A 12,765-nucleotide genomic window follows, 5' to 3' on the forward strand; every position below is an offset into this window, starting at 1 on the left:
GCACACCAGACTCGGGAGGCCAGCATGGCGCAGGACGTGACCGACACCACCCAGCAGCGCACCACCGGGCTGCTGGAGAGCACTCCGACAGGACTGTTCATCGACGGGGAGTCCTGCGGGGCCGCGGACGGAGCGACCTTCACGGTGCTCAACCCGGCCACCGCCGAGGTGCTCACCACCGTGGCCGACGCTGGGGTCGCCGACGGGCGCCGGGCGTTGGGGGCCGCGGTCGCCGCTCAGCAGAGCTTCGCCGCCACCTCGGCACTGGAGCGGCACAACATCCTGATGCGAGCGCACCAGCTGCTGCGTGAGCGCAGCGACGACCTCGCGCTGCTGATGAGCCTGGAGATGGGCAAGCCCGTTGCCGAAGCCGCGGGCGAGATCGCCTATGCCGGCGAGTTCTTCCGCCACTTCGCGGGGGAGGCGCTGCGGATCGACGGGGGCTACCAGACGGCCCCGCAGGGCAGTGCTCGCCTTCTGGTGACCCGGCAGCCGGTCGGCCCGTGCCTGCTCATCACCCCGTGGAACTTCCCGATGGCGATGGGGACCCGCAAGCTCGGGCCGGCCCTCGCCGCCGGCTGCACCAGTGTGCTCAAGCCCGCCCAGCAGACGCCGCTGTCGATGCTGGCGCTGGCGCAGATCCTGGCCGAGGCCGGGGTTCCCGCGGGGGTGGTCAACATCGTCCCGACGACGCAGGCCGGTGCGGTGATGGAGCCGCTGATCCGCTCCGGCGACGCCCGCAAGCTGTCCTTCACGGGCTCGACGAACGTGGGCAAGAGGCTGCTGGAGCAGTGCGCGGACAAAGTGCTGCGGACCTCGATGGAGCTGGGCGGCAACGCGCCCTTCGTCGTGTTCGAGGATGCCGACCTCGACGAGGCGGTGACGGGGTGCATGCAGGCGAAGATGCGCAACATGGGTGAGGCCTGCACGGCCGCCAACCGCATCTACGTGCACGCCTCGCTGATCGACGACTTCGGCTCGCGCCTGGCGCAACGGATGGGCGACCTGGTCGTCGGAGACGGCACGGCCGAGGGTACCCAGGTCGGCCCCCTCATCGACGAAGCGGCGTTGGACAAGGTGGACTCGCTGGTGACCGACGCCGTGGGCCGCGGGGCGCAGGTGCTCGTGGGCGGGGAGCGCTCGGGCGGCCCTGGGTACTTCTACCCACCGACGGTGCTGACCGGGGTGAGTCGCGACGCCGACGCCGCGCGCGAGGAGATCTTCGGGCCGGTCGCGGCGCTGACCCCGTTCGAGACCGAAGACGAGGTGGTCGCGGCCGCGAACGACACCCGCTACGGACTGGTGTCCTATGTCTTCACCAACGACCTGCGGCGGGCGCTGCGGGTCGCCGAGCGACTGGAGTCCGGCATGGTCGGACTGAACCAGGGGGTGGTGTCGAATCCTTATGCACCGTTCGGGGGCGTCAAGGAGTCCGGGCTGGGGCGCGAGGGCGGCCCGACGGGCATCGACGAGTTCTTGGAGAGCAAGTACATCGGCATCGCGATGGGCTAGCCGCTCCGCGGCGTGGACTCTGCCCCTCCCGGTGCGTGGACCATGAGCTCCTGCACGGCGTCCACCATGTGCTGTCGCAGTCTCTGGTCCGCCAGGGCCGCGTCGGCCGACCGAATCGCCTCGGCAATGGCGCGGTGCTCGGCCACCCGGTGGCGGTCGTTCTCGTAGCTGCTGCCGAGGGCGTGGACGCAGATGCGTGCCTCCACCAGCTGCGTGCCGTGTAGCCGTCCCAGGCGCTCGCTGCCGGAGCGAGCGACCAGCACCTCGTGGAACCGGATGTCGGACTCCCCGACCTCCTGGGAGTCCCCTACCTCGGCCGCCGCCTCCATCTGCGCCAGCACCACGTCCAGAGCGTCGGCGGTGGCCATCGGGCTGTCGCGGACCACGACGGCTACCGCGCAACGCTCGATCGCCTCCCGGGCGAGGTACATGTCGCGGACGTTCTCCGGAGTCAGCTCGACGACGAACAGGCCCCGATGTCGCACCGCTACGAGCAGACCCTCCTGGGTCAGCCGTTGCAGCCCCTCGCGAAGCGGGCCGCGGCTGACGCCCAGCTGCTCGGCGAGCTGGGTCTCGTACATCTGGGCACCGGGCGGGAAGTGGCCCTGGGCGATGGCCTCGCGCACCTGGGCGGCGATGATCATCGGGGTGGACTGCTGCACCACCCGACGCAGATGAGAGGGGGGTACGGCGCTGGTGGCGCTCACGCGGCAACCCTCGCGGTGAACAAGGAGCCCAGGCCGGGAGCATGCGGCCAGGCCCCGGCAAGACGCAGCCCCTCCCAGACGGTCACCTGGTTTGCCGTCAGCACGGGCATCCCCGCGATGCGCTCGAGCTCGGTCAGCAGGGCGAGGGTGTGCATCGCGGTGTCCGGCACCAGAAGCGCCTGGGCGCCGCGGAGGTCGACACTGCGCACCAGGGAGGCCACCCCGCCGGCGTCGAGCCGGCCGACCTCCTCGGCGGTGATGATCTCCCCGGTGCTCATCGCGGTGACCTCGACGCCGGGGTGGGCCAGCAACGCGACGAAGTGCTCGGCGACGTCGCGGGGGTAGGAGGCCGCCACGGCCACGCGCGTCAGGTCGAGATGCCCCAGGGCACGCGCGAAGGCCAGCGAGGTGGAGGAGGCCGGGACCCCGGCACTGCGCGCCAGTGTGTCGACCTGGTCGTGGGCACCGTCCCACCCGAAGACGAAGCTGCCCGAGGTGCACGCCCAGATCACCGCGTCCAGCTCCTCATCCAGGCCGTGCACCGCTGTCGCGTCGCGAGCCAGGCGAGCGGCGCCCTCGGCCAGCCGGTCGTCGGACCCCAGGTCGAGCAGGGCGTCGACCCGATGCGCGTCCTCCCCGACGCTGGTGACCTGGACCGGAAGACGCACGGGCATCCCGCCTTCCTCGGCCAGAATGCGCTCGGCGTGCCGGTAGTCGTCCGCAGCGGACTCACCGGGGTAGAGCAGACCGATCGCCGTCATGTCCCCGCTCCTCGTCGTTGATTGTCGACAATAATACGGTGCCAGGGCCCGGCTGACACTGCCGAGTGCTGACGTGGAAGCATCGAGGCCGTGCCCGACCGCGGCAGACGTGGTGCTCCCGCGGCGACCGTGCCTGACCGACCGGAGGAGGAGAGCCGATGCCGGTGCCCGCGTCTCTGGCAGGAAGCCTGCGCGCGGAGGTGCGCGGCCAGGTCCGAACCGACTCCCTGGCCCAGGCGCTGTACGGCACCGACGCCAGCAACTACCGGGTGCTGCCGGAAGCCGTGGTCGTGCCGGCCGACGAGGAGGACCTCGCCGCTGCCGTGGGGCTGTGCCGGGAGGCGGGCGTGCCCACCGTGCTCCGCTCCGGCGGTACCTCGATGGCCGGCAACACGATCGGCGGAGTGGTCATCGACGTATCGCGGCACCTGCGCGGCATTCTCGATCTGGACGCCGACTCGCGGACGGCGGTGGTGCAGCCCGGGGTGGTGCTCACCGACCTCATGGCTGCCGCGCGGCCGCACGGTCTCACCTTCGGCGCCGACCCCTCCTCGGCAAGCCGGGCCACCCTCGGGGGGATGATCGCCAACAACGCGTGCGGGGCGCATTCGGTCGCGTGGGGCACGACCGCTGACAACACCCTCGGGCTGGACGTCATCGCCGGCGACGGACGCCGGCTCTCCCTGACCGCGTCGGAGGGAGCCGCCGCCCGTCCCGCTCCCGGGCGCGTCGAGCGTGACCTGATCGCGGGTCTGCAGCGGATCGGTGGGCGGCACCGTCGACTCATCGAGCGCCAGTTCGGCACCTTCTCCCGGCAGATCAGCGGGTACGCCCTACAGCACCTCCTGACCGACCCGGAGCCTGATGCGGTGCGGCTGCTCTGCGGCAGCGAGGGCAGCCTGGCCACCACGCTGCAGGCCACCGTGCGGCTGGTGGAGCTCCCCACGGCGACCGTCCTGCTGGCGCTGGGGTTCGCCAGCTCGGCGGATGCCGCGCGGAGCGTGCCCCTGGTGCTGCCGCACGGACCGCTGACGATCGAGTCGATCAACGCGACCTTGGTCGACCGGCTGCCGCACGAGGTTCGCCGCGCCGCGCAGGCGGCCGGGCTGCCGGAAGGGAGTGTCTGGCTGCTGGTCGAGGTGCCCGGCGAGGCGGCTTCGGAAGCCGCCGCACGAGCCGAGGAGGTCGCCGCCCAGGTGCGGGACGGTATCGCCGGGGCCACGGCGTCGGTGGTGAGCGATCCGGGTGCCAAGGCGGTGCTGTGGCGCTGCCGTAAGGACGGCACCGGGCTGGCGACCCGGCGCGCGGACGGTGCCGAGGCGTGGTGCGGCTGGGAGGACGCGGCGGTGCCGCCGGCGCGGCTCGCGGACTACCTGGAGGGGCTGGACGAGCTGCTGGCGAAGTACGGCTACTCCGGCGCGTCGTACGGGCACTTCGGTGAGGGCTGCATGCACATGCGTATCGACTTCGACTTCCTCACCGAGTCGGGCCGGCGCGACTACCGGAGCTTCATCGAGCAGGCCACCGACTTGGTCACCGGTCTCGGCGGCTCGGTCTCCGGCGAGCACGGCGACGGTCGGGCCCGCGGGGAGATGGTGGCGCGGATGTACGGGCCGGAGGCGATGGCCGTGTTCGCCGAGGTCAAGAACCTCTTCGACCCCGACGGGGTACTCAATCCGGGGGTGATCGTCGACCCTCCACCGGTGGATGTGGCGCTGAGGCAGGCCGGCGCGGCGCGGCTCGCGCAGCCGGAGACCCTGTTCGCCTATCCCGACGACAACGAGAGCTTCGCGCAGGCCCAGCGGCGGTGTGTCGGGGTGGGCAGCTGCCGGCAGACCTCGGGTGGGGTGATGTGCCCGAGCTTCCAGGTCACCAAGGAGGAGCAGCACTCCACCCGGGGCCGGGCACGCGTGCTGTTCGAGATGCTGGAGGGCGACGTCATCACCGACGGGTGGCGCTCGAGCGAGGTGCGCGACGCCCTCGACCTGTGCCTGTCGTGCAAGGGATGCCTGTCGGACTGCCCGGTGAACGTCGACATGGCGACCTACAAGGCGGAGTTCACCCACCACCACTACGCGCGGCGGCCGTGGGCACGCCCGCGCTCGCACTGGTCCATGGGGTGGCTGCCGGTCTGGGCCCAGGTCGCCTCGCGGGCCCCCCGGCTGGTGAACGCGGTGACCGGCTCTGCGGCGGCGCCGCTGCTCCGCGCAGCAGGCGGGATCGCTGCCGACCGTGACATCCCGGCCTTCGCGCACGAGCCGTTCGCACGCTGGTTCGCCCGGCGCACCCCCGAGGGGACCGGGGAGCGGGGGCCCGTCCTGCTCTGGCCGGACACGTTCACCAACGCCCTGTCGCCCCAGGTCGGCCGGGCCGCGGTGCGTGTGCTGGAGGATGCCGGTTTCTCGGTGCACCTGCCGACCGGGCCGGTGTGCTGCGGGCTGACGTGGATCTCGACCGGCCAGCTCGGGATGGCCCGGCGGGTACTGCGCCGCTCGTTGCGCACCATCGCGCCGGCGTTGCGGGCGGGGGCCCCGGTCGTGGGTCTGGAGCCGAGCTGTACGGCGGCGCTGAGGCATGACGCAGCCGATCTGTTGGCCGACGAGCCGTTGGCGAGGGCTGCGCGCGAGCAGACGCTGACGGTGGCCGAGCTGCTGGAGCAGCGCGCGCCGGACTGGCAGCCACCGCAGGTCGGTGGGGAGGCCTTGGTACAGGTGCACTGTCACCAGCACGCGGTGATGGGTTTCGACGCCGATCGCCGCCTGATGGACGCCGCGGGCATCGAGGCGACCGTTCCCGACTCCGGATGCTGTGGGCTAGCGGGGAACTTCGGCTTCGAGGCGGGGCACGAAGAGCTGTCGCGGGCGGTCGGCGAGAGGGTCATCCTGCCCGAGGTCCGCGCGGCGGACCCGGCGACATCGGTGCTCGCGGACGGTTTCAGCTGCCGCACCCAGATCGGTCAGGAGACGCCGCGTCAGGCTCGGCATCTGGTCGAGCTGCTGGCCGACGGGCTCCTGGACCGCTCGTCACGGTGCTGAGCCTCCTCCACCCACTCACCAGCCATCACCCGTGGTGTGGTCGCGACTCCGCTGTCTCAGCGGGATCGCCTGCGGAGCAATCCGTTCCCGGCTCGGATCCGAAGTACGCACGAGGTAGGTCACCCCGGCCAAGCCGCTGACACCAAGGAGCTCAATGATGAGAACTGTTCCCGCCGCTCTAGCCCTCGTTGCCGCCGGTTCTGTTGGTGCTGTCGGTATGGCCGGTGCGGCATCGGCGGCACACGACGAGAACCCCTCCCCCAAAGTGGCGAGCTACTCGTACGGGTTGAGCCCTGTGCAGGCCGAGTCGGTACCGAACAGCCAAGCCTCGGGCACCACCCGGGTCAAGGCGCTGCCGAACGGCAAGGTGCAGGTGAAGGTGAGGGCAAGCGGCCTGGCGCCGAACCTGCCGCACGCGATGCATCTGCACGGCGTGCCCGGAGAGGCCACCGACCTCGGCTGCCCCGGGCCGGCCGCTGACACTGACGGCAACGGCTTCGTCACCACGCTGGAAGGGGTCCCGTTCTACGGCGGCATCGTTGCCTCGCTGACCACGACCGGTGACACGACCCCCACCAGCGCCCTGGCGCTGGACCGGTTCCCGGTGGCTGACGCTGCCGGAAACCTGAGCTACTCACGGACCTTCCGCAGCGAGCCCGCATCAGCCGATGCGGGAACCGTACAGGTCGTCGTGCACGGCATCGACATCAACGGCAACGGGTCCTACGACTTCGAAGCAGGCCCGTCGTCACTGACCGACGAGTTCCCATTGGAGGGCACGATCCCCGTCCTGTGCGGCGGCATCCCCAACTGACCGCTCCTCGCTGACGCCTCCGGCCTGCGACGTTCAGGCCAGGTCCCCTTCGTGAAGGCGAGGTGTCGGAGCCGGCCTCGACACCTGGTGCAGCTGCCGGGCGACGGCCTACCCGGCAGCGACGAGTGAGGGGCGGCTGGCCAGAAAGGTCGCGACGGTCTTGGTGAACGCGTCCGGGTTCTCCACGAAGGGGAAGTGGGTGCCCCCGGAGCGCGCGGTCATGCGGGTGAACTGCGAGCCGCCGATGTGCTCGTGCAACCACTGCTGGGAGCGGATGGGCACGTTCACCGAGTCGCCGCTGATGATGAGCGTGGGTAGGCCGATCACCTCGACGGCATCGCGCCAGTCGAAGCTCGCGGTGTCGAAGAGCAGGCCTGCGGCGTGCACGCGGTCGAAGAGCAGGTTCTGCTCGATCAGCCGGTCGAGCGTGCTGGGATGGATGCCCTCGGAGGTGACCTGCTCCAGGAAGGCGACGCGCGGGTCGTCGCCGCCGTTGCGGAGCCCGTTGGTGAAGCCGAAAAGGGAGTCCACGTCGACAATGGCGCCGACGGCCTCGGCCTCCTCGTCGGACCAGGCCGGGTTGCGCAGCACGCTGGCCATCTGGTCGATAAGGACCAGCGAGTCCAACCGGGCGGTGCCGAACAGCTCGGTGTAGGCCCAGCTCACGGCGCAACCCATCGAGTGGGCGAGCAGAGTGACGTCGCGCAGGTCGAGCGTGGTGAGCACGTCGTGCAGGTCGGCGGCCACCCGGTGCACGTGGTAGCCGACGTCGGGCGCGTCCGACCGGCCATGGCCCCGGTGGTCGAGCGCGATGACACGGTGCTCGTGGCTCAGGGCCCGCACCTGGTCGCGGTACAGCTCGGCCGTCTGCGACCAGCCGGGAAGCATGACGATCGGCCTGCCCTGGCCTGCTTCCAGGTACCGAAGGACCACCGTGCCCCGGTCGACGGCGATCTCTCGCTCATGCACGTCCCCCATCACTCCCCCTGGCCCAGATCGATGCCGGCTCCCCAGCCGGTGAGATGGCCCAGTCTTGCAGACGCGCAGACCGAGCTCGCGTGGCATGATGCTCGCAGTCGCAAGCGTTCGCGACCGCCGGCAGGGTGATCCGGGAGGGCCAAAGATGCCGATCTTCATGATCGAACGGCGCTACGCGTCGCAGCTCGAAGCCACGGTCGACACGATCGAGGGCATCAACCAGGTCAACGAGGCAGAGGGGGTGAGCTGGCTGTACTCTTTCCTGTCCGCCGACAAACGCCGGTCCTACTGCCTGTACGACGCGCCCTCCCCGGAGGCAATCCGTCGCGCGGCCGAGCGTGCCGGCCTTCCGGCCGACGTCATCGTCGAGGTCTCGGAGCGGATTCTGCCCGACGGCAGCACTGCTGCGATCTGAGCCGCGCTCAGAGCAGGCCCCGGTCCACCGCGTAGACCGCCGCTTGGGTGCGGTTGGCCGCCCCCGTCTTGTCGAGGATACTGCGGACGTGGTTCGCCGCCGTGTTGCCACTGATGTAGAGGTGCAGGCCGATCTCGCGGTTGCTCAGGCCCTGGGCCAGCAGCCGCAACACGGCTACCTCGCGGTCGCTCAGCGCGTCGGGGTGGGCCAGCACCTCCAGCGGGCCCAGCAGCGCGAGCACGCGTTGCTGGCCGATCGATGCCGCCAGGCCGCGCGCGGAGCCTGCGAGCGTGGCCGCTCGTTCGGCCTCACCGTGGGATGCGGCGAAGAGTGCGTGGTGCGCGACGGTCTCGGCCAGGTGCACCGTCGACCCCATCCGCTCGTCCATACGGGTGGCGACCATGAAGTGGGCCTCGGCCGCTCCGTTCTCGCCCAGCACCGCCGCGATCCGGGCAAGGTAGCGATCGGCGCTGCCGAACAGCGCCGAGAACACCCCGGCAAGCAGGTTCTTCCCGGCCCAGGCGGTGAGCAGGCGGCGCAACGAGCGCGCCGCCGCTCGGTCGCCGAGGGCGAGAGCAGCGTCCACCATGAACGCCAGCTCCATCGGCCACTGCGCCCCGTGGACCCGGGCGTCCAGGTCACGGCTCATCAGGTGCCGCAGCGCACGCTCGATACCGGCCTCTCTGCCGAGCTCGGTGTAGAGCGCCAACAGGCCGGGGACCCACTGCCCGTCGAAGGTCTCCTGCCCGGTGACGTGCGCCCGCACCTGCTCGAGCCCACCGGTCTCGCGGTTGATCATGAACTTCTGCATGCCGTAGGGGCCCTCGGTCCGGTCCCCCCCGAACCGGTCGCCGAGCTCGAGAAGACGCTCGGCGCGCCGCTCGGCGCTGACGAAGTCGCCGTGCGCGAATGCGCGTCCCTGGAGCATGCACCCCGCGACGTAGCTGAAGATGGGCTGGCTCCCCGCTTCGGCGCGCTGTGCGTCCGCCATCGCATCGTCGAGAACATCGGGCAGCCCCAGGGTGTAGGCGGCGCTGGCGCGAAAGTAGGCGCCGGAGCCGAGCCTCTCTGGGTCGCGCAGACGTTTGGCGAACCGGCACACCTCGGTGCCACGGGCGATCTGCTCCTCCGCTCGGTCCGGCCCCGTGTTCAGCCACAGGTTGGCCTCCAGAGCGGCGAGCACGGTCTCCTCGTCGCCGAGATGCCGTGCGGCGTCCAACGACGCTGTCCCGACCTGGTGTGCGCGCTCAGGGTCGCCGGCGAACACGAGTGCTCGAGCGAGACTGCTGGTCGCACGCACGTATCGGGGGTCGTCCTCGTCCAGCCCGGAGTCGGCGATCGCCGCGGTCAGCAGCTCGGAGGCCCGTGGGTCGGCCAACCCCGGACGCCAGGTGGCGTTCTCGAAGCCGGTCGCGGCGGCAAGCCGGACCACCGGGTCGGCGCTCCCGGTCAGCTCCCGGAAGATGTCGCGAGCTCGCGCAAAGTCGCCGCCGCGCATGTGGTTGCCGCCTGCGGCCAGCAGCAGCGCGGCACGGGGTGAGGGGTCGGATTGGGGGAGTCCGGCGGCGCGCTCGAACCACATGGCGGCGTCCTCGTGGGCGAGGCTGTGCTCGGCCAGACGCGCGGCTTCGCTGGCGGCCTCGAGCGCCTGCGGTGTGTACCCGAGCACCTGCGCAGCGAGATAGTGGCTCGCGATCCTCGGCACGAGCGTGGGGTCGGTGCCCCGGAGCGTCAGCGCCTGGGCAGCACGAGCGTGAAGCAGCACGCGCCGGGCGGCCCCCAAGGCCTCGATCACCGCCTGCCGGACGAGGGAGTGGACGAAGGCGTACGTGCCGGAGTCCGGTTCGACCACCTCGAGGAGACCGACTGCCTCCGCTTCGTCGAGCGCCGCCGTCGTGACGACTCCGTCCGCATCGGCCGCCGCCGTGATCGTCGCCAGGTCGAAGGAGTCGCCGAGGATCGCGGCAGTCTCGAGGACGGACAGCGCCTGCGTGGTCAGGCCTTTCAGTCGCTGCTGCAACGTGTCGCCGATGGTCGCCGGCACCCGGTCGCAGGAGCGGAGCGCGTCCACGCCTCCGCGACGCTCCAGATCGCCCCAGAGCTCCCGGAGGAAGAAGGGGTTGCCGCCGGTGCGGTCACGCAGCAAGGGAGCAGACGCCCGGGCCGTGTCGAGGGACACACGGGACCGTAGATGGAGGAACGTCGTGATCGCCTCGGTGTCCAGCCCGTCCAGGTCCAGCCGCCGCACACCTTCCAGCCGGTGCAGGTCGGCCACGCGCTGCAGGATGTCCTCGGATCGGTCGGGCACCGTCGTGCGGAAGGTCGCCAGCACGAGCAGCGGGATATCCGTGCAGGAGCGGGCCACGTGCTCGAACAACGCGAGGGTGGGTGGCTTGGCCCAGTGCAGGTCCTCGACGACGAGCGCGAGGGGACGGTCGGCCGAGAGCAGGCGGAGGAAGTCGGACACCGCGTCGAACAGCTCACCGCGATCCTCGGTCATAGGCTCGGTGAGGTGCTGACCCTCGGGTCGGTGGCGGGCGACGTGTGCCGACAGCCGCATGAGCTCAGAAGCCGAGTCGTCGGCCACCAGATCGGTCAGCGTGCCCACCGCTGCGCTGGAGAAGAGGCGGTCCAACATCTCGGCGAAGGGTCGGTAGGGCACGCCCGCATCGCGGGTGCACGAGCCCACCAGCACGGCCACGTCGTGCGGGTGCAGCGCGTGGGCGATCTCAGCAGCCAGGCGTGTCTTGCCCGCACCGGGCTCCCCACCCAGGAACACCACATGGCGGGACCCTCGACGAACCGCCGCCCAGACGGCTTCCATCGTCTCCAGCTCGGGACCGCGACCGACGAACGGCACATGACTGGGCGTGGCCAGTTGCGGTGGGAGTGGAGGTGAAGTCCACGACGCCACCCCCCCACCGTAGGAGCAATCCCCACATCGGGTCGATGGTCAGGTCTGACTATCGGTGGCGCAGCAACACAGCCTGATCCGGTCATGACAGGCGGCTCGGCCGTTCCTAGGTTGGAAGATGACCGATCGAACCCACGAAGGGATGACCGCCATGCCACTGTTCATGGACGTGCACGAGAACGTCGACGGGCTGACTCAGGAAGCCGTCGAGCAGGCACACCACGCGGACCTCGAGACCCAGGAGCGTCACGGCGTGCACTTTCGCCGCTACTGGTACGACGCGGCGTCGGGCAGCGTCTTCTGCCTGGTCGAGGCCCCCAGTGCCGAGGCGGCCGAAGCGGTGCACCGTGAGGCGCACGGCTTGGTGGCCGACCGCGTCGTGCCGGTGACCGAGGGGTCCTGAGGCCCTGTCCGGGCAGGGCGATGGTCGGGACGAGCGCCGAGGCGGGCACGGTCTGCTGACCAACGGCACCTAGGCTGGAGGGGTGCCGCGCTCCGCTGACGAATCCTGGGTGGAGCCGGCCCCGCGTGCCGACGTCGACGGCGCCGAAGTCCCGGCTCGCCTGATCACCTACCTGCCCGCTGCGGGAGTGGCCCTCTCGGCGTTCCTGCTGTTCGGGATGATGGTCGGCTGGCCGGGGCACGTCGTCCTGCTCGTGAGTCTCGCGGCCGCCTACGCGGTCGACCGAGAGCTTTTCAAGGACCTGCTGCTCATCGGCGTCGGCATCACGATCGTGTCGACCACGTCGGTCGAGGCCGACATCAGCTGGCCGATGTTCATCCGCCTCGGCGTCGTGCTGGGAGGGGCGGTGCTCGTGCCCGTGGCGATCGACCGGCTTATATACCGCCGCAGGGCGATCGGGTTCCCGTGGCTCACCGGCAAACGGTGGACGCGGATGCAGTGGGGGTACGTCGTCGCCGTCCCCCTGCTGGGATGGCTGGTGCTGCCGTTCTACTTCATCCGCTCCGGCGCCTACCAGAACTGGCCGCCGATCCAGACGGCCAGCGAGTTCGGCCGCTTCTTCGTCGGGGTGAACTCCGTCGGGCTGTGGGACGAGCTGTTCTTCATGTGCATCTGCTTCGCCCTGCTGCGCCGGCACTTCTCGCTGTGGCCGGCCAACCTGCTGCAGGCGACGATCTTCGTCTCGTTCTTGTGGGAGCTGGGGTACCGCGAGTGGGGCCCGCTGCTGACGATCCCGTTCGCGCTGCTGCAGGGGTACATCTTCACCAGGACCAAGTCGCTGACCTACGTGGTGATCATCCACCTGCTCTTCGACGCCATCGTCTTCTTCGCCATCGTCCACGCCCACGACCGCAGCATCTTCCCGTACTTCGTCTACTAGGCTGCGCGCTCGGGGGAGACGGCATCGGACCGTGCCGGGCGACGCGACCAGTACGAGGCGACGGCGGAGCCCGACACGTTGTGCCACACCGAGAAGATCGCCGCCGGGAGCGCAGCGGTCGGGTTGAAGTGGACCGTAGCCAGCGCAGCGGCCAGGCCCGAGTTCTGCATCCCCACCTCGAGGCTGACCGCTCGGCGGCCCGGCACGGGGAGACCGGTGAGCTTGGCGAGGCCGTACCCGAAGACCAGCCCCACCATGTTGTGCAGAACGACGGCCGCGACCACGG

11 protein-coding genes are annotated in these 12,765 nt (G+C 70.7%); 6 read left to right on the forward strand and 5 right to left on the reverse strand.

The features are described 5' to 3' along the window. Positions 1-24: 24 nt before the first annotated feature. Positions 25-1,512 carry an NAD-dependent succinate-semialdehyde dehydrogenase gene (locus tag VJ976_RS01450; RefSeq protein ID WP_324098192.1) on the forward strand — a complete coding sequence of 496 codons (1,488 nt, stop codon included), beginning with the start codon at positions 25-27 and terminating at the stop codon, positions 1,510-1,512. On the opposite strand, the gene VJ976_RS01455 is transcribed toward VJ976_RS01450, so the two are convergent. Then, positions 1,509-2,219 carry a GntR family transcriptional regulator gene (locus tag VJ976_RS01455; protein WP_324098194.1) on the reverse strand — a complete coding sequence of 237 codons (711 nt, stop codon included), beginning with the start codon at positions 2,217-2,219 and terminating at the stop codon, positions 1,509-1,511. The genes VJ976_RS01450 and VJ976_RS01455 overlap by 4 nt on opposite strands. After that, positions 2,216-2,980, reverse strand: coding sequence for a maleate cis-trans isomerase (locus VJ976_RS01460; protein WP_324098196.1), 765 nt, complete (start codon positions 2,978-2,980; stop codon positions 2,216-2,218). The genes VJ976_RS01455 and VJ976_RS01460 overlap by 4 nt, the downstream gene beginning before the upstream one ends. A 158-nt stretch (positions 2,981-3,138) precedes the next feature. On the opposite strand from VJ976_RS01460, the gene VJ976_RS01465 reads away from it, so the two are divergent. Both VJ976_RS01465 and VJ976_RS01470 read left to right on the forward strand, forming a co-directional pair. Beyond that, the gene (locus VJ976_RS01465; RefSeq protein ID WP_324098198.1) at positions 3,139-6,015 is read left to right on the forward strand and encodes an FAD-binding and (Fe-S)-binding domain-containing protein; all 2,877 of its coding nucleotides are present in this window, start codon (positions 3,139-3,141) and stop codon (positions 6,013-6,015) included. A 217-nt stretch (positions 6,016-6,232) separates the two neighbouring features. Continuing rightward, positions 6,233-6,829 (forward strand): hypothetical protein, encoded by a 597-nt coding sequence (locus tag VJ976_RS01470; protein ID WP_324098200.1) that lies wholly within the window; start codon positions 6,233-6,235, stop codon positions 6,827-6,829. A gap of 108 nt (positions 6,830-6,937) precedes the next feature. On the opposite strand, the gene VJ976_RS01475 is transcribed toward VJ976_RS01470, so the two are convergent. Next, the gene (locus VJ976_RS01475; RefSeq protein WP_324098202.1) at positions 6,938-7,798 is read right to left on the reverse strand and encodes an alpha/beta hydrolase; all 861 of its coding nucleotides are present in this window, start codon (positions 7,796-7,798) and stop codon (positions 6,938-6,940) included. Between the two features lie 154 nt (positions 7,799-7,952). On the opposite strand from VJ976_RS01475, the gene VJ976_RS01480 reads away from it, so the two are divergent. Beyond that, positions 7,953-8,222: a DUF4242 domain-containing protein gene (locus VJ976_RS01480; protein WP_324098205.1), complete on the forward strand. Its 270-nt coding sequence runs from the start codon at positions 7,953-7,955 to the stop codon at positions 8,220-8,222. Positions 8,223-8,229: 7 nt separating this feature from the next. On the opposite strand, the gene VJ976_RS01485 is transcribed toward VJ976_RS01480, so the two are convergent. Continuing rightward, positions 8,230-11,082, reverse strand: coding sequence for an ATP-binding protein (locus tag VJ976_RS01485; protein ID WP_324098207.1), 2,853 nt, complete (start codon positions 11,080-11,082; stop codon positions 8,230-8,232). A 172-nt stretch (positions 11,083-11,254) separates the two neighbouring features. Between VJ976_RS01485 and VJ976_RS01490 the strand changes: the two genes are divergently transcribed. Continuing rightward, positions 11,255-11,539, forward strand: coding sequence for a nickel-binding protein (locus VJ976_RS01490; RefSeq protein ID WP_324098209.1), 285 nt, complete (start codon positions 11,255-11,257; stop codon positions 11,537-11,539). A gap of 82 nt (positions 11,540-11,621) precedes the next feature. Further along, the gene (locus tag VJ976_RS01495) at positions 11,622-12,479 is read left to right on the forward strand and encodes a type II CAAX endopeptidase family protein (protein WP_324098211.1); all 858 of its coding nucleotides are present in this window, start codon (positions 11,622-11,624) and stop codon (positions 12,477-12,479) included. Here VJ976_RS01495 and VJ976_RS01500 read toward each other — a convergent pair. Then, positions 12,476-12,765: bile acid:sodium symporter family protein (locus VJ976_RS01500; RefSeq protein ID WP_414693551.1), on the reverse strand; the 290-nt coding region annotated here is incomplete at its 5' end. The two genes, VJ976_RS01495 and VJ976_RS01500, sit on opposite strands and share 4 nt — an antisense overlap.

Origin of the sequence: Ornithinimicrobium sp., assembly GCF_035267225.1 — a bacterium.
Lineage (GTDB): Bacteria > Actinomycetota > Actinomycetes > Actinomycetales > Dermatophilaceae > Ornithinicoccus.

Bases quoted from the DNA above. Each gene is read 5' to 3' on its own strand.
- VJ976_RS01450 (WP_324098192.1), top strand. From the start codon at position 25: ATGGCGCAGGACGTGACCGACACCACCCAGCAGCGCACCACCGGGCTG.
- VJ976_RS01460 (WP_324098196.1), bottom strand. From the start codon at position 2,980: ATGACGGCGATCGGTCTGCTCTACCCCGGTGAGTCCGCTGCGGACGAC.
- VJ976_RS01465 (WP_324098198.1), top strand. From the start codon at position 3,139: ATGCCGGTGCCCGCGTCTCTGGCAGGAAGCCTGCGCGCGGAGGTGCGC.
- VJ976_RS01470 (WP_324098200.1), top strand. From the start codon at position 6,233: ATGGCCGGTGCGGCATCGGCGGCACACGACGAGAACCCCTCCCCCAAA.
- VJ976_RS01480 (WP_324098205.1), top strand. From the start codon at position 7,953: ATGCCGATCTTCATGATCGAACGGCGCTACGCGTCGCAGCTCGAAGCC.
- VJ976_RS01490 (WP_324098209.1), top strand. From the start codon at position 11,255: ATGACCGATCGAACCCACGAAGGGATGACCGCCATGCCACTGTTCATG.